The organism is Kosakonia quasisacchari (genome assembly GCF_004331415.1).
Taxonomy (GTDB): Bacteria; Pseudomonadota; Gammaproteobacteria; order Enterobacterales; family Enterobacteriaceae; genus Kosakonia; species Kosakonia quasisacchari.
The window spans coordinates 272,128-296,848 of sequence record NZ_SJOP01000001.1; the positions used below are offsets into that span (position 1 = coordinate 272,128).

The 24,721-nt window shown below is 52.6% G+C and carries 20 protein-coding genes and 7 tRNA genes; 5 read left to right on the forward strand and 22 right to left on the reverse strand.

The features are described from left to right. Window positions 1–29 precede the first annotated feature (29 nt). The 9 genes from E0L21_RS01315 to miaB form a co-directional block, all read right to left on the reverse strand. Complete coding sequence (locus E0L21_RS01315; RefSeq protein WP_131406267.1) at window positions 30–755, reverse strand: amino acid ABC transporter ATP-binding protein; 726 nt, start codon at window positions 753–755, stop codon at window positions 30–32. Then, window positions 755–1,429, reverse strand: a complete 675-nt coding sequence (gene gltK / locus E0L21_RS01320) for a glutamate/aspartate ABC transporter permease GltK (RefSeq protein ID WP_131406268.1) — start codon at window positions 1,427–1,429, stop codon at window positions 755–757. Before gltK ends, E0L21_RS01315 begins: the two co-directional genes overlap by 1 nt. A 2-nt stretch (window positions 1,430–1,431) precedes the next feature. Then, a complete protein-coding gene (locus E0L21_RS01325) occupies window positions 1,432–2,172 on the reverse strand; it encodes an amino acid ABC transporter permease (protein ID WP_131406269.1) in 741 nt (246 codons plus the stop codon). Window positions 2,173–2,330: 158 nt separating this feature from the next. After that, window positions 2,331–3,257, reverse strand: coding sequence for an amino acid ABC transporter substrate-binding protein (locus E0L21_RS01330; protein ID WP_131406270.1), 927 nt, complete (start codon window positions 3,255–3,257; stop codon window positions 2,331–2,333). Between the two features lie 386 nt (window positions 3,258–3,643). Further along, window positions 3,644–5,182, reverse strand: a complete 1,539-nt coding sequence (gene lnt, locus E0L21_RS01335) for an apolipoprotein N-acyltransferase (RefSeq protein WP_131406271.1) — start codon at window positions 5,180–5,182, stop codon at window positions 3,644–3,646. Window positions 5,183–5,187: 5 nt separating this feature from the next. Next, the gene (corC, locus tag E0L21_RS01340; protein WP_040016553.1) at window positions 5,188–6,066 is read right to left on the reverse strand and encodes a CNNM family magnesium/cobalt transport protein CorC; all 879 of its coding nucleotides are present in this window, start codon (window positions 6,064–6,066) and stop codon (window positions 5,188–5,190) included. A gap of 107 nt (window positions 6,067–6,173) precedes the next feature. Next, a complete protein-coding gene (ybeY, locus tag E0L21_RS01345) occupies window positions 6,174–6,641 on the reverse strand; it encodes an rRNA maturation RNase YbeY (RefSeq protein ID WP_090118909.1) in 468 nt (155 codons plus the stop codon). After that, window positions 6,638–7,684, reverse strand: a complete 1,047-nt coding sequence (locus E0L21_RS01350) for a PhoH family protein (RefSeq protein ID WP_131406272.1) — start codon at window positions 7,682–7,684, stop codon at window positions 6,638–6,640. The genes ybeY and E0L21_RS01350 overlap by 4 nt, the downstream gene beginning before the upstream one ends. 142 nt (window positions 7,685–7,826) lie before the next feature. Further along, a complete protein-coding gene (miaB, locus tag E0L21_RS01355; protein ID WP_131406273.1) occupies window positions 7,827–9,251 on the reverse strand; it encodes a tRNA (N6-isopentenyl adenosine(37)-C2)-methylthiotransferase MiaB in 1,425 nt (474 codons plus the stop codon). Window positions 9,252–9,422: 171 nt separating this feature from the next. On the opposite strand from miaB, the gene ubiF reads away from it, so the two are divergent. Further along, a complete protein-coding gene (gene ubiF, locus E0L21_RS01360) occupies window positions 9,423–10,598 on the forward strand; it encodes a 3-demethoxyubiquinol 3-hydroxylase (protein ID WP_131406274.1) in 1,176 nt (391 codons plus the stop codon). A gap of 29 nt (window positions 10,599–10,627) precedes the next feature. Here ubiF and E0L21_RS01365 read toward each other — a convergent pair whose 3' ends face one another. From E0L21_RS01365 to nagB, 13 genes are all read right to left on the reverse strand, one after another. After that, entirely contained in the window at window positions 10,628–11,215 is a 588-nt protein-coding gene (locus E0L21_RS01365; protein ID WP_131406275.1) for a hypothetical protein, read from the reverse strand. 119 nt (window positions 11,216–11,334) lie between these two features. After that, window positions 11,335–11,409 (reverse strand) — tRNA-Gln (locus E0L21_RS01370). A 33-nt stretch (window positions 11,410–11,442) separates the two neighbouring features. Further along, window positions 11,443–11,517 (reverse strand) — tRNA-Gln (locus E0L21_RS01375). Window positions 11,518–11,563: 46 nt separating this feature from the next. Then, window positions 11,564–11,640, reverse strand: a tRNA-Met gene (locus tag E0L21_RS01380). A gap of 28 nt (window positions 11,641–11,668) precedes the next feature. Then, window positions 11,669–11,743 (reverse strand) — tRNA-Gln (locus tag E0L21_RS01385). 35 nt (window positions 11,744–11,778) lie between these two features. After that, window positions 11,779–11,853: transfer RNA gene (locus E0L21_RS01390), tRNA-Gln, on the reverse strand. A gap of 23 nt (window positions 11,854–11,876) precedes the next feature. Continuing rightward, window positions 11,877–11,961, reverse strand: a tRNA-Leu gene (locus tag E0L21_RS01395). Between the two features lie 8 nt (window positions 11,962–11,969). Next, window positions 11,970–12,046 (reverse strand) — tRNA-Met (locus tag E0L21_RS01400). Between the two features lie 219 nt (window positions 12,047–12,265). Next, the gene (gene asnB, locus E0L21_RS01405) at window positions 12,266–13,930 is read right to left on the reverse strand and encodes an asparagine synthase B (protein WP_131406276.1); all 1,665 of its coding nucleotides are present in this window, start codon (window positions 13,928–13,930) and stop codon (window positions 12,266–12,268) included. Window positions 13,931–14,186: 256 nt separating this feature from the next. Beyond that, window positions 14,187–14,939: an HAD-IIA family hydrolase gene (locus tag E0L21_RS01415; protein ID WP_131406278.1), complete on the reverse strand. Its 753-nt coding sequence runs from the start codon at window positions 14,937–14,939 to the stop codon at window positions 14,187–14,189. Between the two features lie 40 nt (window positions 14,940–14,979). After that, window positions 14,980–16,200 (reverse strand): DNA-binding transcriptional regulator NagC, encoded by a 1,221-nt coding sequence (gene nagC, locus E0L21_RS01420; protein WP_131406279.1) that lies wholly within the window; start codon window positions 16,198–16,200, stop codon window positions 14,980–14,982. A 9-nt stretch (window positions 16,201–16,209) separates the two neighbouring features. Continuing rightward, window positions 16,210–17,358, reverse strand: coding sequence for an N-acetylglucosamine-6-phosphate deacetylase (gene nagA, locus E0L21_RS01425; protein WP_131406280.1), 1,149 nt, complete (start codon window positions 17,356–17,358; stop codon window positions 16,210–16,212). A 63-nt stretch (window positions 17,359–17,421) separates the two neighbouring features. After that, window positions 17,422–18,222 carry a glucosamine-6-phosphate deaminase gene (nagB, locus tag E0L21_RS01430; protein ID WP_017455911.1) on the reverse strand — a complete coding sequence of 267 codons (801 nt, stop codon included), beginning with the start codon at window positions 18,220–18,222 and terminating at the stop codon, window positions 17,422–17,424. 331 nt (window positions 18,223–18,553) lie between these two features. On the opposite strand from nagB, the gene nagE reads away from it, so the two are divergent. The 4 genes from nagE to chiP all read left to right on the forward strand — a co-directional run bounded on the left by nagE (window position 18,554) and on the right by chiP (window position 24,715). Then, on the forward strand, window positions 18,554–20,572 hold the full coding sequence (gene nagE, locus E0L21_RS01435) for an N-acetylglucosamine-specific PTS transporter subunit IIBC (protein ID WP_131406281.1): 2,019 nt from the start codon (window positions 18,554–18,556) through the stop codon (window positions 20,570–20,572). A 115-nt stretch (window positions 20,573–20,687) separates the two neighbouring features. Beyond that, on the forward strand, window positions 20,688–21,119 hold the full coding sequence (locus tag E0L21_RS01440) for a membrane lipoprotein lipid attachment site-containing protein (RefSeq protein ID WP_131406282.1): 432 nt from the start codon (window positions 20,688–20,690) through the stop codon (window positions 21,117–21,119). Window positions 21,120–21,202: 83 nt separating this feature from the next. Continuing rightward, complete coding sequence (gene glnS, locus E0L21_RS01445; protein WP_131406283.1) at window positions 21,203–22,870, forward strand: glutamine--tRNA ligase; 1,668 nt, start codon at window positions 21,203–21,205, stop codon at window positions 22,868–22,870. Between the two features lie 447 nt (window positions 22,871–23,317). After that, entirely contained in the window at window positions 23,318–24,715 is a 1,398-nt protein-coding gene (gene chiP / locus E0L21_RS01455; RefSeq protein WP_131406284.1) for a chitoporin ChiP, read from the forward strand. Window positions 24,716–24,721: the final 6 nt, after the last annotated feature.

Here is a 24,721-nt window from a genome sequence, read left to right on the forward strand (position 1 = left end):
GCCTGCCCGGAGCGGGCAGGCGCAGTCTGTTAATGCAGAATTTTTGCGAGGAAGTCTTTAGCGCGTTCGGATTTCGGGTTATCGAAGAAGGCGTCTTTCTCTGAATCTTCGATAATTTTTCCCTCATCCATAAAGATCACCCGGTTCGCCACTTTGCGGGCAAAGCCCATTTCGTGGGTTACCACCATCATGGTCATGCCTTCGTTCGCCAGTTCGACCATCACGTCCAGCACTTCGTTGATCATCTCTGGATCGAGCGCGGAGGTCGGTTCGTCAAACAGCATTGCAACCGGATCCATACAGAGCGCGCGGGCAATCGCTACACGTTGCTGCTGACCGCCGGAAAGCTGCGCCGGGAATTTGTTCGCATGAGCAGAGAGACCAACGCGTTCCAGCAGCTTCAGCCCTTTTTCTCGTGCGGCAGCTTTATCGCGCTTCAGTACTTTTACTTGTGCCAGCGTCAGGTTCTCAATGATTGACAGATGGGGGAACAGTTCAAAGTGCTGGAACACCATCCCGACATGCGATCGCAGCTTAGCCAGATTGGTTTTCTTGTCATTCACTTTGGTACCGTTGACGACAATCTCGCCTTTCTGCACTGGTTCCAGACCGTTGACGGTTTTTATCAGCGTCGATTTACCTGAACCGGACGGCCCGCAAACCACCACCACTTCGCCTTTTTTCACTTCGGTGGAACAATCGGTCAACACCTGAAAGTGACCATACCATTTAGAAACATTTTTCAGGGAAATCATTAGACGGTCCTTTTCTTCAGCCAGCTGACCAACAGCGAAGCACTCAAACTGATAACAAAATATACAGCGCCGGCAAACAGGATCATTTCAACCTGCGTACCATCGCGCTCGCCAATGGTAGATGCCGTGCGGAAGAAATCCGCCAGGCTTAGGACATAGACCAGAGAGGTATCCTGGAATAGCACAATGCCCTGCGTGAGCAGCAGCGGAACCATCGCGCGAAATGCCTGCGGCAGGATGATAAGCTTCATCGACTGCCAGTGCGTCATACCGAGCGCCAGCGCGGCACTGGACTGCCCGCGAGAAATACTTTGAATGCCCGCACGGATAATTTCCGAGTAGTAAGCCGCTTCAAACATTGAGAAGGCCACCATGGCAGAAATCAGGCGGATATCGGTTTTTGGCGACAGACCCAGCACATTTTGCAGAAAACCCGGCACGATCAGATAGAACCACAGCAGCACCATCACCAGCGGGATAGAGCGGAACACATTCACGTAACTTTTGGCAAACCAGCGCAACGGCGCAAATGTCGACAGACGCATCACCGCCAGCAAGGTTCCCCAGACAATGCCAAACACAATCGCAATCGCTGTGATTTTCAGCGTGACTATCAGACCCGCCACCAGATATGGTAACGAAGGGACGATTGAACTCCAGTCAAATTCGTACATGATTATTTGCCTCCCATATTGCCCGGCAGGCGAATTTTACGTTCAACCAGGTTCATCACCAGCATAATGAAAGCGTTAATTAAGACATACGCAACGGTGATTGCCGTAAAGGATTCCCAGGCATGGGCGGAGTAATCCAGCAATTTCCCCGCCTGCGCCGCCATATCGACCAGGCCGATGGTGGACGCGATGGCCGAGTTTTTCACCAGGTTCATCATCTCCGAAGTCATTGGCGGCACAATCACACGGTAAGCATTAGGCAGCAACACATAACGGTAGGTTTGCGGCAGCGTCAGCCCCATAGCCAGGCCCGCGTTTTTTTGCCCGCGCGGTAGCGACTGAATCGCGGCGCGTACCTGCTCACAAACGCGAGCCGCGGTAAACAGCCCCAGGCAGACCATTGAGGAGACGAAGAACTGGATATTCGGATCCAATTCTGACTTGAACCACATGCCGATATTTTCCGGCAACAGTTCTGGCACCACCAGGTACCAGGTGAAAAACTGCACGATCAGCGGCACGTTGCGGAACAGTTCGACATAGAGAGTGCCAATGCCGGACAAGAGACGGTTAGGGACGGTACGCAGGATGCCAAACAGGGAACCGACCAGAAAAGCGATAATCCAGGCCGTCACGGAAAGCGCGATAGTGACCTGAAAACCACTCCATAGCCAGCCAAGATAGGTGGTGTTGCCGAACGGGGCCTGTTCAAGAAATATTCCCCAGTTCCAGTCTATGGACATAAATCTACTCCGGAAAAAAAAGGGTAGCAGCGCTACCCTCGAAGATTGTATGAAGAGCGAGTCTTCGCGCTGAGTGGGGAACGACCACTCAACGTATAGTCTGTCCGTGCTACTTCGACAATCGAGAGGGCAGGTAAACCCGCCCCTAATGGTTTTAATTAGTTCAGAGCTTTGTCATTCGGTTCTTTGAACAGCGCTTTCATATCGTCAGAGAGATCGAAATTGAGGTTCATGTTTTTCGGCGGAATCGGGTTTTTAAACCATTTGTCGAAGGATTTTTCCGCCGCACCTGAGGTCTGGAGCTGGGCGATAGTGTCATCCATCAACTTTTTGAATTCTGGATCGTTTTTACGCAGCATACAGCCGTAGGCTTCTTTTGATTGCGGCGTGCCCACGATCTCCCAGTTATCCTGTTTTTTCGCTTTCGCACGTTCACCGGCCAGCAGCGCGTCATCCATCATAAAGGCCACTGCGCGGCCGCTTTCCAGGGTACGGAACGAGTCGCCATGGTCTTTCGCGCTGATAATGCGCATATCCATTTTCTTCTCGTCGTTCAGCTTGTTCAGCAGAATTTCTGACGTAGTACCGGAAGTCACCACCACGGCTTTGCCTTTCAGGTCGGCGAAGTCTTTAATCGGGCCACCTTTTTTGGTGAGCAGGCGCGTGCCAACCACGAAAATGGTGTCAGAGAACGCCGCTTGCTTCTGGCGTTCAAGGTTATTGGTGGTGGAACCACACTCAAAATCGAAGGTGCCGTTTTGTAGCAGCGGGATACGGTTTTGCGAGGTGATAGGAATAAGTTTCACCGCCAGATCCGGCTTATTCAGTTTTTTCTTCACCGCTTCAACGATAGCGTTGGAGTAGTCCTGGGAGTAACCCACGACCTTTTGTTCATTGTCGTAATAGGAGAACGGTACGGAAGATTCGCGGTGACCGACGACGATAACGCCGTTTTTAGCAATTTTAGCCAGCGTGGCTTGTTGATCGGCCGACGCTGCGTCGGCAGGTTTTGCATCTTCAGCATGCACCAGACCGGCGGACAGTCCCATCACCAGCATCGCGGCGGCCAGTTTACGTAATTGCATATCCAGACTCCTTTATCGTCAGCGCCAGAGACGCGTATTGATACCCATTGTGTGTATTGTGTTTTTGTTGTTCTGCGACATATTCGTGCAGTGTTGTATGTTTTTGTTACATTCAGTCTGGCTTAATGTAAAGATTTTGCTGCGGTATTGTTTATTTTTGCGAGGCGCGCCGCACCGTTTAGAGGCAAAAATCTTCCATTGCACCAGATTGGTGCCGCTACTGTTTCCTGCTGGTGCGACGTAAGTTGCACATAAGCGGATTTCATAGCTGCCTGGTAGATATAAGCAAACGGCATGCCAAAAACGGCTTAATCGTAAATTTTGCACAACGAAGAGAGGATGCCCGGTAAGCAAATTGTCACCGGGCAGAACAGCGAGAAAGAGGATTAACGGCGGCGCTGACGCAGACTCATCACCAGCGCACCAAAGCCCAGCAGTGCGGTGATAATCCACAGCGGCCAGTTGCCCGTGCGGGCATATGGCGTGAGGCCAGAGGTCGGTGTGACCTTCGCGGTCAGCACTTCACGGGTAAATTGTGGGATCATCGCCTGGATTTCACCCTGGGGACCAATCACTGCGGTTATGCCGTTATTGGTGCTACGCAGCAGTGGACGCGCCAATTCCAGCGCACGCATCCGCGCCATCTGGAAGTGCTGCCACGGGCCAATGGATTTACCAAACCAAGCGTCGTTCGAGATGGTCAGCAAGAAATCGGTATCCGGGCGGAAGTTATCACGCACCTGCTCGCCGAGGATTATCTCGTAGCAAATTGCTGCCGTCAGCGTTAGCCCATGCGCCGTCAGCGGGGGCTGTACATAAGCGCCACGACTGAACGAGGACATCGGCAAATCGAAGAACGGCGCCAGCGGACGCAGAATCGACTCCAGCGGCACAAACTCGCCAAATGGCACCAGATGGTTCTTGTTGTAGCGATCGCTTGAGCTGTAGCTGTAAGCGCTGTCTTTGCCCAGCGTAATGATCGTGTTGTAGGTGTCGTAACGGTTTTGCCGATTGAGCCGCGCATCGACAATCCCGGTAATCAGAGTGCTGTTGTTTGCCCGTAGCAGATTATCCATGGCGCTTAAAAAGCGTTGCTGGTTAATTTCCAGATCCGGAATGGCGGACTCCGGCCAGATAATCAGTTGCGATTTACCCATCACCTGTTCGCTGGCGTTGCTGTAGATTTTCAACGTATTGAGCAGTTGGTTTTCGTCCCACTTCATCGATTGTGGGATGTTCCCTTGCACCATAGAAACCTGGGTGGTGCGCTCCGGCAGCAGTTGATACCACTGAATATAACGCAGCGGGAAGGGCAGGGCGAACAGCACGACGGCGACGGCGAGCGGGTGTAAGCGACGCTGAACCAACGCCAGCACCAACAGACCACTGACAATCATCAGTAAGAAATTGATGGCTTCAACGCCAAGCACCGGCGCGAGGCCTTTCAGCGGCCCATCTATCTGGCTGTAACCAAACTGGAGCCACGGGAAACCGGTCAATACCCAGCCGCGCAGGAACTCGGTAATTTGCCAAATGACAGGTGCGGCAACCGCCAGGCGCAACCAACTGGTGTGTGGCCACAAACGCGACAAAATACCGGCGAACAGCCCAGTGTAGAGCGACAAATAGGCCGCCAGCAGCACCACGAGGAAAATATTGACCGGACCTGGCATGCCGCCGAACTGAGCGATACTGACATACACCCAGTGCACACCGCTGCCAAACAGACCAAGCCCCCAGAAATAGCCAATCCAGGCAGCCTGCAATGGGCGGCGATTCAGGGTTAAACCCTGTAGACCAATCAGGGAAATAAGCGCGGCGGGCCAGACGTCATAAGGAGAAAAAGCCAGCGTTCCGCTGGCTCCGAATAATAACGCCAGCAGCAGACGTACACGCTGACGTTCAAACAGTGCGGGAAATACCATTTACATTACTCATCCAGTTTCGGTTGCGGAGAATCATCCGGCATTCTGACATGGACCTGAATAATACGTCGGCTATCGGCCATCGCGACCTTGAATTGGTAACCATCAATGTCAATAGATTCACCGCGCGCAGGCAAGTGACCGAACGCCTGCATCACCAGACCGCCAATGGTGTCCACTTCATCATCACTGAAGTGGGTGCCGAAGGTTTCATTGAAATCTTCAATCGGTGCCAGTGCGCGGACTGTCCATGTATGGCGGCTAAGCTGGCGGAAATCGATATCCTCTTCCTCGTCGTACTCATCTTCGATTTCGCCGACAATAAGCTCAAGAATATCTTCTATAGTGACCAGACCGGAAACGCCACCGAACTCATCAATAACGATAGCCATATGGTAGCGTTGGGAACGGAACTCTTTCAGCATGCGATCAACACGCTTACTTTCCGGTACCACTACCGCCTGGCGTAACACTTTTTCCATGCTGAACGCTTCGGCGTCGCTGCGCATAAAGGGCAGCAAATCCTTAGCCATCAGGATCCCTTCGATGTGATCTTTGTCTTCGCTGATCACCGGAAAACGCGAGTGGGCAGACTCGATAATGACATCGAGACATTCGTCCAGCGTCTGGTTGCGTTTCAGGGTAATCATTTGGGAGCGGGGGATCATGATGTCGCGAACGCGCTGGTCCGCAATATCCATTACCCCTTCCAGCATGTCGCGCGTATCGTTGTCGATAAGCTCGTTTTGCCCGGAGTCTCGGATCAGTTCCAGCAGTTCATCACGGTTTTTCGGTTCGCCGTGAAAGAGCTGGCTCAGTAAAAGGGAGAAGAATCCCTTTTTGTTGTTGGTGTTGTCGCTACTGTGTGAGTTATCGTCGCTCATGGCGTCGTGTGGGTTCTCGTGTTGGTTAATCTGTCGCTCGTCGCGCGTAAACTCAGCGCCGGACGGCATTTTTAGCGAGTGGAGCGCAGCCGAAGCCGCACGCCAACTTACTCTTTCTCGGAAATGTACGGATCCTCATAGCCCAGAGCAAGCATTATCTCTGTCTCAATCCCTTCCATCTCTTCGGCTTCATCGTCTGCAATATGGTCGTAACCGAGCAGGTGTAAACTGCCGTGCACCACCATGTGCGCCCAGTGCGCATCCAGCGGTTTGCCTTGCTCCTGTGCTTCCTGTTCCACGACCTGACGGCAGATAATTAAGTCGCCAAGCAGCGGCATTTCGATGCCAGGCGGCGCTTCAAACGGGAAAGAAAGCACATTGGTCGGCTTGTCTTTCCCGCGGTAGGTCAGGTTCAGTTCGTGGCTTTCCGCATTGTCGACCAGGCGAATGGTGACTTCTGCTTCTTCCTGAAACTGCGGGATAACGGCGTCAAGCCATTTCTGGAATTGCGCTTCTTCCGGCAGGCCGCTGTTATCTTCACACGCCAACTGTAGATCAAGGATCACCTGACTCATTTATGCTCCTGCTCCTGGGCTTCACGTTTGCGCTCGGCGGCCAGTTCTGCTTTACGTTTCTGTTCGGCTTCTTCCCACGCTTCATAGGCGATAACGATGCGAGCTACCACTGGGTGGCGCACCACATCTTCGCTGTGGAAGAAGTTAAAGCTGATTTCGTCAACGTTCGCCAGCACTTCGATGGCGTGACGCAAACCGGATTTGGTATTACGCGGCAGGTCAATCTGCGTGACGTCGCCAGTGATCACCGCTTTGGAGTTAAAACCAATACGCGTCAGGAACATTTTCATCTGTTCGATGGTGGTGTTCTGGCTCTCATCAAGAATGATAAAAGCATCGTTTAGCGTACGACCGCGCATATAAGCTAACGGCGCGACTTCAATGACATTGCGCTCAATCAGTTTTTCGACGCGTTCAAAGCCAATCATCTCAAACAGCGCGTCATACAGCGGGCGCAGATAAGGATCGACTTTTTGGCTGAGATCGCCGGGCAGGAAGCCGAGTTTTTCACCCGCTTCTACCGCCGGACGCGTCAGCAGAATGCGGCGCACTTCCTGGCGCTCCAGCGCATCCACCGCAGCGGCAACCGCGAGGTAGGTTTTACCGGTTCCCGCTGGACCAACACCGAAAGTGATGTCGTGGTCGAGAATATTGGCGACGTACTGCGCCTGGTTTGGCGTGCGCGGTTTAATCACCCCACGCTTGGTTTTGATATGGATAGCTTTGCCGTATTCCGGCACGCTCTCGGCGCTCTGCTCCAGCACGCGCGCTTCTTTGATAGCCAGATGGATCTGTTCCGGTTCAATATCCTGAATCTGGCCGCGCATCGGCGCGGTATCGACATACAGGGTGCGCAGAATATCGGCCGCAGCATTAACGCAAATTTCGCGTCCGGTGAGTTTGAAGTGATTATCGCGGCGGTTGATTTCGATGCCCAGTCGCCGCTCCAGTTGTTTGATGTTGTCGTCAAACGGGCCGCACAGACTTAGCAGACGTGCGTTGTCCGCTGGCTCAAGGGTAATTTCACGCGTATCTATATTCAAACTGTTCCTCTTTTCGATGTGTCGAGGGCTATGCCCATTAGGGAATTATTCACGGCATATAAAGAAGTCGCAAGCATCGCGCAAGATGTTGGGGTCAGCGAAGGGAAAAGCAAGGCCTGCCAGAAATGGCAGGCCGGTGGTATTACGGTTGGTACAGACCGACACCGAGGTCGTTCTCTTTACGCGTACGGGCGATAACGGATTGCGGGGATTCCACCACACGCAGACCCATTTCTTCTTCGGTACGTACCAGCACACCGCGCAGGGAGTTCGGGTAGACGTCGACGATTTCCACATCGACAAATTTACCGATCATCTCCGGTTTGCCTTCGAAGTTAACCACGCGGTTGTTTTCGGTGCGACCCGACAGCTCCATGATGCTTTTACGCGATGTGCCTTCCACCAGGATGCGCTGGGTAGTGCCGAGCATACGACGGCTCCAGGCCATCGCCTGCTGGTTAATGCGCTCTTGCAGAATATACAGCCGCTGTTTTTTCTCCTCTTCCGGCACATCGTCTACCATATCGGCAGCGGGCGTACCCGGTCGTGCGGAGAAGATAAAGCTGTAGCTCATGTCGAAGTTAACATCGGCAATCAGCTTCATGGTTTTTTCGAAGTCTTCGGTGGTTTCACCCGGGAAGCCGACGATAAAGTCGGAGCTAATCTGAATATCCGGGCGCGCTTCGCGCAGCTTACGGATGATCGCTTTATATTCCAGCGCGGTGTGCGTACGACTCATCAGATTCAGTATGCGATCGGACCCACTTTGTACCGGCAGATGCAGGAAACTCACCAGCTCAGGTGTGTCGCGATAGACCTCAATGATGTCATCAGTGAATTCGATCGGGTGGCTGGTGGTGAAGCGGATACGGTCAATGCCATCAATGGCCGCCACCAGGCGCAAAAGCTCGGCAAAGGTGCCGGTGCTGCCGTCAAAGTTTTCACCGCGCCAGGCATTAACGTTCTGGCCGAGCAGGTTCACTTCACGGACACCTTGCGCTGCCAGTTGAGCGATTTCAAACAGGATGTCGTCGGCAGGACGGCTGACTTCTTCACCACGGGTATAAGGCACCACGCAGTAAGTACAGTATTTGTTACAGCCTTCCATGATCGATACAAACGCGGTTGGGCCATCGGCGCGTGGTTCCGGCAAACGGTCAAATTTTTCAATTTCCGGGAAGCTGATATCGACCACCGGGCTACGGGTGCCGCGCACGGAATTGATCATTTCCGGCAAGCGGTGCAGCGTTTGCGGCCCAAAAATAATGTCGACATAATGCGCACGCTGGCGAATATGGTCACCTTCCTGAGACGCCACGCAGCCGCCAACACCGATAATCAGATCCGGGTTTTTCTCTTTTAGCAGCTTCCAGCGCCCCAATTGATGGAAGACTTTTTCCTGGGCCTTTTCACGGATTGAGCAGGTATTAAGCAGCAGCACATCCGCTTCTTCCGCCACCTCGGTCAGTTGATAGCCGTGAGTGGCATCCAGCAGATCGGCCATCTTTGATGAATCGTATTCGTTCATCTGACAGCCCCAGGTTTTAATGTGGAGTTTTTTTGTCATCGACTTGCTCTTGCTTAAGTTCGTATACGCTGAGTATGACGGGTATCAGCCAGGATTGCAGGCCGCGTATTGTAATGCTTTGGTCGCGTGCTGACCAGTATGACGGTTGTCAGCCTCAAGGGGTAAAAAATCCGGTAAACTTAACGGATTCTCGTTGAAGGACAATTAGCCATGACAAATCAATCCACTGAAGTTGCCATCGTCGGTGGCGGAATGGTCGGCGGAGCGCTGGCGCTGGGGCTGGCGCAACATGGTTTTGCCGTGACCGTGATTGAAAAACAGGAACCTGCGGTGTTTGATGCCGCGGCGCAGCCGGATGTGCGGATCTCAGCGATCAGTGCCGCATCGGTGGCGTTGCTGCGCGGGCTGGGCGTCTGGGAGAGTATTCAGGCCATGCGCTGCCATCCTTACCGACAACTGGAAACCTGGGAGTGGGAAAATGCGCATGTGGTGTTCGATGCCCGTGAGCTTAAATTGCCGCTACTCGGTTATATGGTTGAAAACGCGGTGCTCCAGCGCGCGCTGTGGGAGGCTTTACAGGCGCACCCGCAGGTAACGCTGCTCACGGCTAAAGAATTAACCGCGCTGCATGCAGACAACGAATGTCATCAATTAACGTTTGCGGATGGTGACACGTTAACGGCGAAGCTGGTGGTAGGGGCCGATGGCGCGAATTCCTGGGTACGACAAGCGGCGGGGATTGGTATTCACGCCTGGCAGTATCAACAATCCTGCATGTTGATCACCGTTCAATGCGAACACGAAGCAGGTGACAGCACCTGGCAGCATTTCACGCCTGATGGCCCGCATGCTTTTTTACCGCTGTTTGATAACTGGGCCTCGCTGGTGTGGTATGACACCCCGGCGCGTATCCGCCAGTTGCAGACATTAACAATGGCACAACTGGAGCAGGAGATTGCCCGGCATTTCCCGGTGCGGCTTGGTGCGGTTAAACCGGTTGCAGCGGCTGCTTTTCCGCTGACTCGCCGCCATGCACTGCAGTATGTCAGGCCGGGGCTTGCGCTGGTGGGTGATGCGGCGCATACCATTCATCCCTTGGCCGGGCAGGGCGTAAATCTGGGGTATCGCGATGTGGACGCGTTGCTGGATGTATTGACCAGCGCGCGTACGCACGCAGAAGCCTGGTCTAGTCACGCGGTATTGAAACGTTATCAGACGCGGCGTATGGCGGATAACTTTATTATGCAAAGTGGTATGGATCTGTTTTACGCCGGGTTTAGTAACTCTCTCGGCCCGGTGCGCTTGCTGCGCAATATCGGTCTGATGGCGGCGGAACGCGCTGGCGTGTTGAAACGGCAGGCGCTGAAGTACGCATTAGGATTGTAAAAGGTCTGCGGGCGCAGCGCCCGCAGTACTCACATAATTGCCAATAACTTATCCAGTGCCGTGTGCGCACCTTTTTTGTCGATAAAAAAGGCCTGATACCCATCAATCCCTTCAAGCTGTTGCAGCGCCCATTCGCCATTGTGCATTTTGCGCAGCAACAGCACTGTGCGGTAAAGCGGCACCAGCAGAATAATCAGCGCCACGAAGGCTGCCGCCCCATAGCTCGTGGAGAGCGGGTTTGCGCTGGCCTGTTGCACCAGTAGCGCGACAGACGCAACTTGCAGCACAAGCCTGGCGAGCAGTGTCCGCATACAGAATTGCTGAAGGCGCTGTGGCGTAGAGAAGCAGGGGTTTTTCAGCGATGAGCGTGTTTCCTGCACCGGAATGCCCTGCACATACACCGTCCAGTGAGTTGTCTCCTTCAGCAGCAGGGCCTGGCCGCTTTCGCTCAGCGTATGCAGACGCATGGATATGACAACCGGAAAGATCAACCCCATACAGAGGCCATAAAAGATCGGCGCGGAGAGGCCCATAAAAGCAAGACCGAAACCGGTGACCACAAAGAGTACATACAGCGGGGCATAAATTAACAGGGCAGTGTTTTGATAGTTCATCATGCTGACTCAGAGGAGAGAGGCGGGTAAATTACCATACGTTTTATGCCGTGATTAACTACCAACATCGGGGAATGTGTAGAAAACAAAAAAGCCCGCCGAAGCGAGCTTTTTTGTTTTGTTGGCTGGGGTACGAGGATTCGAACCTCGGAATGGTGGAATCAGAATCCACTGCCTTACCGCTTGGCGATACCCCAAAAGTGCGTTCGCGAAAGCAAACGTCTTTGAGTTGGCTGGGGTACGAGGATTCGAACCTCGGGATGGTGGAATCAGAATCCACTGCCTTACCGCTTGGCGATACCCCAACAAATCTTTTTCAGGTTTAACGTTTGAAACATTAGACCTTCAATATGGTGGCTACGACGGGAATCGAACCTGTGACCCCAGCATTATGAGTGCTGTGCTCTAACCAGCTGAGCTACGTAGCCAAGTTTTACTGCTTTCCCAGTCATCGACTGGCTGGGGTACCTGGATTCGAACCAGGGAATGCCGGTATCAAAAACCGGTGCCTTACCGCTTGGCGATACCCCAACGACTAGTGCGTTTTGCAGGAGTCGAAGAAGAGATGGCTGGGGTACCTGGATTCGAACCAGGGAATGCCGGTATCAAAAACCGGTGCCTTACCGCTTGGCGATACCCCATCCGTGCAACACCTACTTAGGAATGGTGCGGGAGGCGAGACTTGAACTCGCACACCTTGCGGCGCCAGAACCTAAATCTGGTGCGTCTACCAATTTCGCCACTCCCGCAAAAAAAATGGTGGCTACGACGGGAATCGAACCTGTGACCCCAGCATTATGAGTGCTGTGCTCTAACCAGCTGAGCTACGTAGCCATCTTTTTTCGCGTTACCTTATCGGCGTTGCGGGGCGCATTATGCGTATTGGGCTTTACAGCGTCAATACCTTTTTCATCGAAAATTGCCGGAATGTGACTGTTTGGTTAGGTTGCGAACAGCATGGCGCTTTATTGGGCGAAAAACGATTTTATTCATTAAATCAGCGCACAAAAAGCAACAGGCCCCGCAGGGGCCTGTAAGAATAACCATTATTTATTAATAAGCTGACTGGTGAATACCTACCGCGCGACCTGACGGATCATTCATGGTTTTGAAGGCTTCGTCCCATTCAAACGCTTTTGCGGAAGAACAGGCAACGGACGGACCGCCAGGGACGCATTCCGCGGCACTCGGCAGCGGGAACAGCTCTTCAAAAATTTCGCGGTACAGATACGCTTCTTTCGATGCTGGTGTGTTGTATGGGAAACGGTAGCTGGCCGTTGCCAGTTGTTGATCCGTAACCTGCTGCGCAGCGACTTCTTTCAGCGTATCGATCCAGCTGTAACCTACGCCGTCGGAGAACTGCTCTTTTTGACGCCATGCCACGCTTGCCGGCAGGTAGGATTCAAAACATTCGCGCAGAATGTGTTTTTCCATTTTGCCGTTGCTGCCGCACATTTTGTCTTCCGGGTTAATGCGCATGGCCACGTCGAGGAATTTTTTATCCAGGAACGGTACGCGCGCTTCCACGCCCCAGGCGGACATCGCTTTGTTTGCACGCGCGCAGTCGAACATATGCAGCGCTTGCAGTTTACGCACGGTTTCTTCGTGTAACTCTTTGGCATCCGGCGCTTTATGGAAATAGAGATAGCCGCCAAACACTTCATCGGAACCTTCGCCGGAGAGCACCATTTTGATGCCCATTGCTTTGATCTTACGCGACATCAGGTACATAGGCGTGGAGGCGCGAATCGTCGTTACGTCATAGGTTTCAATGTGGTAAATCACATCGCGAATCGCATCCAGCCCTTCCTGCACGGTGAAATGAATTTCATGGTGCACGGTGCCAAGATGGTTGGCGACTTCCTGCGCCGCTTTCAGATCCGGCGCGCCTTTCAGACCAACAGCAAAGGAGTGAAGTTGCGGCCACCAGGCTTCTGATTTCTCTTGATCTTCAACGCGACGGGCAGCGAATTTTTTGGTGATAGCGGAAATGACCGAAGAATCCAGACCGCCCGAAAGCAGCACGCCGTACGGTACATCGGACATCAGGTGGCTTTTCACCGCGTCTTCCAGCGCCTGGCGCAGTTGCGCTTTGTCGGTCACGTTGTCTTTTACTGCATCGTATTCAAACCAGTCGCGCTGGTAATAAGAGCGGATTTCGCCGTCTTTGCTCCACAGGTAGCTGCCAGCCGGGAACTCTTTGATAGTGCGGCAAACCGGCACCAGTGCTTTCATTTCTGACGCAACGTACAAGTTGCCGTGTTCGTCGTGACCCATATACAGCGGAATGATGCCGATATGGTCGCGGCCAATCAAGTAAGCGTCTTTTTCACTGTCATACAGGGCGAAAGAGAACATGCCTTGCAGTTCATCGAGGAATTCCGGTCCTTTTTCCTGGTACAGCGCAAGGATCACTTCGCAATCGGAGCCGGTCTGGAATGCGTAACGGTCGCCATATTCTGCGCGCAACGCCTGGTGGTTATAAATTTCACCGTTTACCGCCAGTGCATGGGTTTTCTTCTCGTTGTACAGCGGCTGTGCCCCAGCGTTAACGTCAACAATAGAGAGACGTTCGTGCGCCAGAATGGCTTTATCATTTGCATAAACACCGGACCAGTCCGGGCCGCGATGGCGCATCAGGCGGGATAATTCCAGCGCTTTTTTACGTAATTCGACCGCGTCGGTTTTAATATCCAGTACGCCAAAAATTGAACACATAGACTTCTCCGTTAATCTTGAATGCAAAGCTGTAATGTTGTGTGCTTGCAGTCAAAATGCCGCAAAAAAGGGGCAGGGTGCAAGGCTTTTACCGCGCTGAAAGTAAAAAGTGCAATGGCGATTGTCGAATGCTGAAAAAAGAGTATGTATAAGACGCGGTTATTGATGAATCGTCAAAATAATGCGCTTTTTATTGATGGTGGCTGTTTTTGAGAGGGCTAAAAATAAAGAACCACGCCCGAAGACGTGGTAGCAGTTAGATAACGTCGATTTCCGCGACCGACGGGTAAATCCACGACGGGCGAAACGGCATGCTGTCGATATCGTCGATGCGCGATACGCCAGAGAGCACCAGAATGGTTTCAAGCCCGGCCTGAAAGCCCGCCAGAATGTCGGTCCGCAGGTTATCGCCCACAATCACCGTCTGTTCTGAGTGCGCCTGCATTGTATTCAGCGCCGCACGGATAATCCACGGGCTGGGCTTGCCCACATAGAAAGGTTTACGACCGGAAATTTTTTCGATGCCGGCGCACAGCGCGCCGCAGGCTGGATAATACCCTCGCCCGTGGGTGTCCGGATTGGTGGCGATAAAGCGCGCGCCGTTCGCTACGAAGAATGCCGCTTTATGCATCATTTCCCAGTTATAGGAGCGAGTCTCGCCAACGATGACAAAATCCGGGTTGATGTCGGTAATGGTAAAACCGGCTTTGTACAGTTCGTGGATCAACGCGCCTTCGCCCACCACATAGGCTTTTTTCCCTTCCTGGCGCTTAAGAAAATCGGCGGTCGCCATCGCCGAGGTATAAAAGACGCTGGCAGGCACATCAATACCGGCAGAGACAAAGCGGTTCGCCAGATCCTGGCCAGTTTGCGAAGGGTAGTTGGTCAACAATACCAGCGGCATGCCTTTTTCAAGGATACGGGTGATGAACTCTGCAGCACCCGGTATGGCAACGTTGTCGTGCATCAGCACGCCGTCAATATCACAGATTACATTCTGAATGGTCATGGACTGTCCGGATAAAAAATAAGTGTTAACGATAAAGCTGTCAGTTTTCCAGCAAACGTTGCAGCAGCAGACCATTGAGCATAGCGCGTTTCACCAGCGCAAACGCGCCGATCGCCGAGCGGTGATCCAGCGTGGAGGGCACTACCGGCAAGTTTTTGCGAAACGCTTTTAACGCCTGGGTGTTAATGCATGCCTTAATGGCAGGGAGCAGCACTTTTTCCGCTTCAACAATCTCCCCGGCGATCACCACTTTCTGTGGGTTAAACAGGTTAATCGCAATGGCAATGGTTTTACCCAGGTGGCGGCCAACATGTTCAATCACTTCACACGCCAGCGCATCGCCTTTATTGGCGGCTTTACAGATGGTTTTGATCGAACAATCTTCCAGCGTCAGGCGGCTCTGGTAACCCTGTTCCAACAGGTGGCGAACTCGGTGCTCTATCGCTGCATTGGCAGCGATAGTTTCCAGGCAGCCGAAGTTGCCGCAGTGGCAGCGTTCACCCAGCGGCTCGACTTGCACGTGCCCAATTTCGCCGACGTTGCCGTTACGGCCGATGAAAATACGTCCATTGGAGATAATCCCGGCGCCCGTACCACGGTGCACACGCACCAGAATGGAGTCTTCACAATCCTGACTTGCCCCAAAATAGTGCTCGGCCAGCGCCAGGCTGCGAATGTCATGCCCGACAAAACAGGTCAATTTGAAGCGTTCTTCCAGGGCTTCCACCAGCGCCCAGTTTTCAACCTGAATATGCGGCATATAGCGAATCACACCGCTTTCCGGATCTACCAGACCTGGCAGAATAACGGAAATCGCGATCAGTTCGCGGATCTTGCGTTGGCTGGTTTCAATAAAGTGGCTGATGGTATTGAGCAGCGCATGTTCCAGCGTTTCCTGGGTGCGTTCGGGGAGCGGGAAATGTTCTTCCGCCAGCACCTTGCTGCTCAAATCGTACAACGTGAGCGTGGTGTCATAACGCCCGAGACGAACGCCGATCGCCTGAAAGTTGCGGGTTTCGGTGACAATAGAGATAGCGCGGCGGCCCCCGGTGGAGGCCTGCTGATCGACTTCTTTAATCAGTCCGCGTTCGATGAGCTGGCGCGTGATTTTTGTCACGCTGGCGGGAGCGAGCTGGCTTTGTTCGGCAATCTGTATGCGCGAAATGGGGCCATGTTGGTCAATCAGGCGGTAAACCGCCGCGCTGTTAAGCTGCTTTACGAGGTCAACGTTACCGATTTGAGCTTGTCCGCCTGATGTCATACCGTCTCTTTATGCAGTGACGACCTCGTTGCCATTAACGATGGTCTTGATGATTTTATAATCGCGCGTGAACGCCGTCAGGTTCGCCACTTTCCCCGCAGCGAGACTTCCCAGCTTTTCGTCAACGCCAATGGCGCGAGCGGGGTAGAGAGTTGCCATACGCAGCGCTTCATCCAGCGCAATGCCGACATGCTCCACCAGATTTCGCACCCCTTCGATCATCGTCAGGGAGGAACCGCTCAGCGTTCCGTTTTCGTCCACGCACAGTCCATTACGGTAGTATATTGTTTTGCCAGCAAAAATGAACTGCTCAATATTCGCCCCCGCTGGCGCTGTCGCGTCAGTTACCAGGCAAAGTTTGTCGCCTTTCAATCGCTTAGCATTACGGATATTAACGTAATCGACATGCAGACCGTCTGCAATCACACCACAGTAAACGTCTGTGTCATCCAGTACTGCGCCTGCCAGACCAGGCTCACGGCCGGTAATGTACGGCATGGCATTATATAAATGTGTGGCGAAAGTGATCCCGGCGCGGAAACCCGCTTTCGCCTCTTTTAGCGTTGCATTGGAGTGACCGGCAGAAACCACAATGCCTGCATCAGCTAACTGGCGAATTACCGCATCGCCGGCCATTTCTGGGGCCAGCGTAACTTTGGTGATCACATCGGCGTTTTGGCACAGGAACTCGACTAACGCCGGGTCCGGTTTACGCACGAATTCCGGGTTGTGAGTCCCTTTTTTAACAATATTCAGCCACGGTCCTTCCAGATGAAGGCCCAGTGCCTGGTGCGGGTATTTAGCCAGGTAATCGCGCATTACCTGCACGCCCTGTTTCATTAATTCGTCGCTGGTGGTAATCAGCGTCGGCAGGTAGCTGGTGCAGCCGGATTTCTCATTCGCCTGCTGCATGATCTCCAGCGTTTTTATGCTAACGGCTTCTGCGGTGTCGTTAAACTGTACACCGCCACAGCCGTTGAGCTGTACGTCGATAAAACCGGGGGCAAGGATGGCGCCACTCAGCGAGCGTTGTTCAATTCCTGTTGGCAGCTCAGCCAGCGGACAAAGGCGTTCAATCAGACCATTGGCGACAACAAGCGCGTGATCATCCAGAATTTCATGGCCGGTGTAGATTCGGCCCTGGGTTAAAGCATACATAACGACCCCCGGTTAACTAGGTATACCGCTCCGCAGGATCCGCCTCGCGGAGCGGGAACTGACTTACAGACCTTTAATATTTTCCGCTTCTAACTCGTTGAAGTATTTCAACGTTTTCACTTTCAGCTCCATCGTGGATGGTTCGTCGCAGACGATGACGGCTTTCGGATGTAACTGCAGGCAACTGATGGTCCACATGTGATTAACGTTGCCCTCTACCGCCGCTTGCAGCGCCTGCGCTTTCACGCCGCCGAGCACCAGAATCATTACTTCTTCTGCATCCAGCAATGTGCCTACACCCACGGTCAATGCGTATTTCGGCACCTGATTCACGTCGCCGTCAAAGAAGCGAGAGTTTGCTACGCGGGTGTCATGGGTCAGGGTTTTAATACGGGTACGCGATGCCAGCGAAGAGGCCGGTTCGTTAAACGCGATATGCCCATCATTCCCCACGCCCCCCATAAACAGGTGAATTTTGCCGTAAGAACGAATTTTTTCTTCATAGCGGCGACATTCTGCGTCAATATCCGGCGCGTTGCCATCAAGCAGGTTAATATTTTCAGCCGGAATATCAACATGATCGAAGAAATTGCGGTGCATAAAGCTGTGGTAGCTTTCCGGGTGGTCTTTCGGCAAGCCGACATACTCATCCATGTTGAAAGTGACAACGTGCTGGAAACTGACCTGGCCTGCTTTGTGCATCTCAACTAATGCTTTGTACGCGGTGAGCGGGGTTCCACCGGTTGGCAAGCCAAGAATAAATGGGCGATCTGCGGTCGGTTTGAACGCGTTGATACGGTTGACGATATGGCGGGCTGCCCATTTGCCGACTTGTTCAGCTGTCGCCAGGGGAATCAGTCTCATTGTTCACCTCAAAAGTTAAATGAAGAAAGTTGGCGGAATGCGTGCTAACTCAGCGTTAAGCGTAACCTGGTTCGCGACAGAGAGAAGGGAGCAATCCGTCCTGATATTTTTAATCATAAAATAAGTTTTACCTGTTTGCCAGTGATTGGGAGGGTGATTGACGATACTTAGTGATTTTAATCACAGAAAATACGCTTTTAATTTGCGAGGCGAATTAATTTTTCACACACTCTGTCAGGTAGTGAGAAAATAGCCGTGATTTCAGGGTTAGTGACACAATAAAAAACGACTGTTTCAGTGAGCTCTCATCGGGTTCATAGGGGGAATAAAAGTGAGTATTCTAGGTTATCTGCAAAAGATCGGCCGCGCGCTAATGGTGCCTGTCGCCACGCTGCCTGCGGCGGCAATTCTGATGGGTGTCGGGTACTGGATTGACCCGGTTGGCTGGGGTGGTCAAAACGCAGTGGCAGCGTTTTTCATCCAGTCCGGCTCCGCCATTATCGATAACATGGGCGTGCTGTTCGCGGTGGGTGTCGCTTATGGTATGTCAAAAGACAAAGATGGTGCTGCGGCGCTGGCTGGCTTTGTCGGCTTCCTGGTTCTGACCACGCTCTGTTCACCGGCAGCTGTGGCAATGATCCAAAAAATCCCTGCGGATCAAGTTCCGGCCGCATTTGGCAAAATCAAAAACCAGTTCGTCGGTATTCTGGTGGGGATCATCGCTGCTGAGCTGTATAACCGCTTCAGCAGTGTTGAACTGCCGAAAGCGCTCTCTTTCTTTAGCGGTCGTCGTCTGGTGCCGATCCTCACCTCGTTTGTGATGATCGTGGTTGCTTTCATCATGATGTATATCTGGCCGGTCGTGTTTAGCGGTCTGGTGGAATTTGGTGAGAGCATTCAGAAACTCGGTTCCGTTGGTGCGGGCGTTTACGCCTTCTTTAACCGTCTGCTAATCCCGGTCGGCTTGCACCACGCGCTCAACTCTGTGTTCTGGTTTGACGTTGCGGGCATTAACGATATTCCTAACTTCCTCGGTGGCGCACAGTCTATCGAAGCCGGTAAAGCGGTGGTTGGTGTTACTGGCCGTTACCAGGCGGGTTTCTTCCCGATCATGATGTTCGGCTTACCGGGTGCGGCGCTGGCGATTTATCACTGTGCACGCCCGGAAAATAAAGCCAAAGTTCTGGGTATCATGATGGCGGGCGCATTTGCCTCGTTCTTTACCGGTATCACCGAGCCGCTGGAATTTTCCTTTATGTTCGTTGCACCGGTACTGTATGTGATCCACGCAGTGCTGACGGGGATCTCCGTATTTATCGCCGCAAGCATGCACTGGATTGCCGGTTTCGGCTTCAGCGCAGGCCTGGTGGATATGGTGCTCTCCTCGCGTAACCCGCTGGCAACCCACTGGTGGATGCTGATCCCGCAAGGCCTGGTATTCTTCGTTATCTATTATGTGGTTTTCCGTTTCGCTATCACCAAGTTCAACATGCTGACACCGGGTCGCGAACTGGCTGTTTCCGGCGATGAAGCGGATGGTCAGGATATGAATGTCAGCGGTAACACCGAGCAGGATGTGAGTGGCCTGGCGCGTCAGTACATCGCCGCGATCGGTGGGTCTTCTAACCTGACCGGTATTGACGCCTGTATCACCCGCCTGCGTTTAACGGTGAAAGACTCTTCGCTGGTGAACGAATCTATGGCGAAACGTCTTGGTGCATCCGGTGTTATTCGTCTTAACAAAACCGGCGTGCAGATTATCGTTGGTTTCGTGGCGGAAAAAATTGCCGATGCAATGAGAACGGCAGGCGATGTTCCGGCGGCAGGTAACGCTGCGCCCGTAGCGGTTCCGGCGGCAACGGTAAAGCCGCAGGCGGTACCGAACGCGACAACCATCGCTGAGTTGGTATCGCCTATCACTGGTGAGTTGGTGGCACTGGATCAGGTGCCGGATGAAGCCTTTGCTAGCAAAGCAGTCGGTGACGGCGTGGCGGTGAAACCGACGGATAAAATCGTGGTTTCTCCGGCTGTGGGCACCATTGTGAAAATCTTCAACACTAACCATGCGTTCTGCCTGGAAACCGAGAAAGGCGCGGAAATCGTTGTCCATATGGGCATTGATACCGTAGCGCTAGGTGGCCAGGGCTTTACTCGCCTGGTTGAAGAAGGCGCGGAAGTGGTGGCGGGGCAGCCGATCCTCGAAATGGATCTGGAGTACCTCAATGCCAATGCCCGTTCAATGATTAGCCCGGTTGTGGTCAGCAATATCGACGACTTTAGCGGTCTGGTTATCAAAGCGCAGGGGCCGGTGGTTGCCGGTCAGACTCCGCTGTACGAAATTAAAGGCTAATAGCTCCTGAGTAAGCATGAATGCCTTAAGCGGCGGGGGAATATCCTCCGCCGCTTTTTTTTGCCTTGCATTTAATCAGTGCCATACTGATGTCGCTTTTATTATGGGGATGATGATGAAAAGGATAATTTGCGCGTTCTGTATCGCACTGACGTTAAGCGGCTGTATTCCACGTTACGCCACGCTGCGCCCACATTATGAAGTGGATGTGCGTAATGCGGCTGGAGAACCGATCTCAACGGCAATGATGTGGGTGAGCACCGGGCGTTCACCGCCGGGGTATTACCCGGCGCCGGAAGCGTTTCGGGCTGACAGGCAGGGGCATATCGATGTTGAGAAAAAATCCCAGTGGGAAAATATGATTTTCTTTTTGCACGGGACGAATTTCTACTCGTGGGGCTGGTGTATTGAAGCGCCGGGTTATGTGCCGCAAAACGGCGAGGGCGATGAGATAGAAAGCCCGGTCATCCTTAAATCGACCACGCAAGATTTGCGCTGCCGACAAGCGCAGGACGTAGCTGAATACCTTTCGCCCGGGCATCAGTGATTTGTATAAGTAAAGGTTGTTTCCTGCGTCCTCTTATTAGATCATATGCCGTTATACGTTGTTTACGCCTTGAGGAACCTGTGATGAGTGAGGCTGAAGCCCGCCCGACTAACTTTATTCGCCAGATCATTGATGAAGATCTGGCCAGTGGTAAGCACACCACCGTCCATACCCGTTTTCCGCCGGAGCCGAATGGTTATTTGCACATTGGCCACGCGAAATCGATCTGCCTGAACTTTGGTATCGCGCAAGATTACCATGGTCAGTGCAACCTGCGTTTCGATGACACTAACCCTGCAAAAGAAGACATCGAATACGTTGAATCTATTAAGAACGACGTGCAATGGTTGGGCTTTAACTGGTCTGGCGACATCTGCTACTCCTCGGATTACTTCGACAAGCTGCACCAGTACGCGATTGAGCTTATCAACAAAGGTCTGGCCTATGTTGACGAGCTTTCCGCTGATGAGATCCGTGAATATCGCGGCACGCTGACTGCGCCGGGTAAAAACAGCCCGTATCGCGATCGCAGCGTGGAAGAGAACCTGGCGCTGTTTGAGAAAATGCGAGCGGGTGGTTTCGAAGAGGGTAAAGCGTGTCTGCGCGCGAAGATCGACATGGCGTCGCCGTTTATCGTGATGCGCGATCCGGTGTTGTACCGCATTAAATTTGCTGAACATCACCAGACCGGTAACAAGTGGTGCATCTACCCGATGTACGACTTTACGCACTGCATCAGCGATGCGCTGGAAGGCATTACCCACTCGCTGTGTACGCTGGAGTTCCAGGATAACCGCCGTCTGTATGACTGGGTGCTGGATAACATCACCATTCCGGTTCACCCGCGCCAGTATGAATTTTCGCGCCTGAATCTGGAATACACCGTGATGTCCAAGCGCAAACTGAACTTGCTGGTGACTGATAAGCATGTTGAGGGCTGGGACGATCCGCGTATGCCGACGATCTCCGGCCTGCGCCGCCGTGGCTACACCGCTGGCTCTATCCGCGAATTCTGCAAACGTATCGGCGTCACCAAACAGGACAACACCATTGAGATGGCTTCTCTGGAGTCCTGCATTCGTGAAGACCTGAACGAAAACGCGCCGCGTGCGATGGCGGTTATCGATCCGGTAAAACTGGTTATCGAAAATTACCCGCAGGGCAGCAGCGAAATCGTCAGCATGCCGAACCATCCGAATAAGCCGGAAATGGGTACCCGCGACGTGCCGTTTAGTGGTGAAATCTGGATCGATCGTGCAGATTTCCGCGAAGAAGCTAACAAACAGTATAAACGTCTGGTGCTGGGTAAAGAGGTTCGCCTGCGTAATGCTTACGTCATCAAAGCAGAACGCGTAGAGAAAGATGCAGACGGCAACATCACCACTATTTTCTGTTCTTACGATGCGGAAACGCTGAGCAAAGATCCGGCCGATGGTCGCAAAGTGAAAGGGGTAATTCACTGGGTGAGCGCACAGCATGCGCTGCCGGTTGAAATCCGCCTTTACGATCGTCTGTTTAGCGTACCGAATCCAGGTGCAGCAGAAGATTTCCTGGCGACGATCAACCCGGAATCGCTGGTTATCAAGCAAGGTTACGCCGAACCGTCGTTGAAAGAAGCACAGGCGGGCAAAGCTTACCAGTTCGAGCGTGAAGGCTACTTCTGCCTCGATAGTCGTTATGCAACCGCTTCCAAAGTGGTTTTCAACCGTACCGTGGGTCTGCGCGATACGTGGGCGAAAATCGGTGACTGAGTAAGTCAACCAGAAACAATTGTGTTAAAGCGCCGCTTTCAGCGGCGCTTTTTTTTGCTTATCGATTAGGTTGTTACACTTTATATATATTCGCGTCGCGAATTAATGTGTCTTCTCATTGATGTCTGTATCGAATGGGTAGAAAGCATTTTTACGGTTTTAAAAGTTAATTTGAACGTGTAATCGCTATCAATTAGCATTAATGCCTTTTTTTCTGGTTTTTAATTTATTTTTTCCTGTTTGGTGTAACATGTTTCAAAACGCTACTGAATATGTGCTCTTCGTCATAATCCTGTCATTTTGCCGCTAAAAAACATTGATAATTCGCATCGCGAAAAATAGTCTTAAGCCGGTAGTGAATTCGGGGGTTTTCGTAACTACCTAAACTATTTGACCTTTTTTCGTCATCTCCGGCGATTTTTTTAATACGTCTAGAAGGAATCACTCATGCGTACGTTTAGTGGCAAACGTAGTACGCTGGCGCTGGCAATCGCCGGTGTCACAGCAATGTCGGGCTGGGTTGTCTCTCCACAGGCTCATGCAGCAGGCTTTATCGATGATTCCACGCTCACGGGCGGTATCTATTACTGGCAGCGTGAACGTGACCGCAAAGATGTTCTGGAAGATAAATACAAAACCAACCTTTCCCATTCGACATGGAACGCGAACCTGGATTTCCAGTCCGGTTATGCCGCCGATATGTTTGGGCTGGATATTGCGGCCTTCACCGCCATCGAGATGGCGGAAAACGGTGACAGCGCGCACCCGAACGAAATCGCCTTTTCCTCCAGCAATAAAGCCTACAAAGAAGACTGGTCAGGTGATAAGAGCGGGGTCAGCCTGTATAAAGCCGCGGCGAAATTTAAATATGGTCCGGTATGGGCGCGCGCGGGTTACATACAGCCAACTGGCCAGACACTGCTCGCGCCGCACTGGAGCTTTATGCCTGGCACTTATCAGGGCGCGGAAGCCGGGGCGAATTTTGACTACGGTGATGCCGGGGCGTTGAGTTTCTCCTACATGTGGACCAACGAATACAAGTCGCCGTGGCATATCGAGATGGACAAGTTCTATCAAAACGATAAAAAGACCAAAGTTGATTATTTGCACTCGGTTGGTGCGAAGTATGACTTTAAAAACGACCTGATCCTGGAAGCGGCATTTGGTCAGGCTCAGGGCTATGTCGATCAATATTTCGCAAAAGCCAGCTACAAATTCGATATCGCGGGTAGCCCCCTGAGCACCAGTTACCAGTTCTACGGCACGCGCGACAAAGTCAGTAATGGCGGCGTAAACGATATTTATGACGGCACCGCCTGGCTGCAAGCGCTGACATTTGGCTACAAAGTCGGTCAGGTCGATCTGCGTCTGGAAGGAACGTGGGTTAAAGCTGATGGTCAGCAGGGGTACTTCCTGCAACGTATGACGCCGACGTACGCCTCATCCAACGGGCGGCTGGATATCTGGTGGGATAACCGCTCTGACTTTAATGCCAACGGTGAAAAAGCGGTGTTCTTCGGCGCGATGTATGACCTGAAAAACTGGAACCTGCCGGGCTGGACAGTTGGCGCGTCATACGCTTACGCCTGGGATGCGAAACCCGCAGACATGGCAACGCCAGATGCCTATTACGACTCGAACTACCGCCTGAAAGAGTCTTCTTACAGCCTCGATGCGATTTACACCCTGCAAGAAGGGCGTGCGAAAGGCACGATGTTCAAATTGCACTTCACCCAGTACGACAACCATTCCGACATCCCAAGCTACAGCGGCGGTTATGGCAACATCTTCCAGGATGAGCGCGATGTGAAGTTTATGGTTATCGCACCGTTTACCATTTTCTGATGAGCG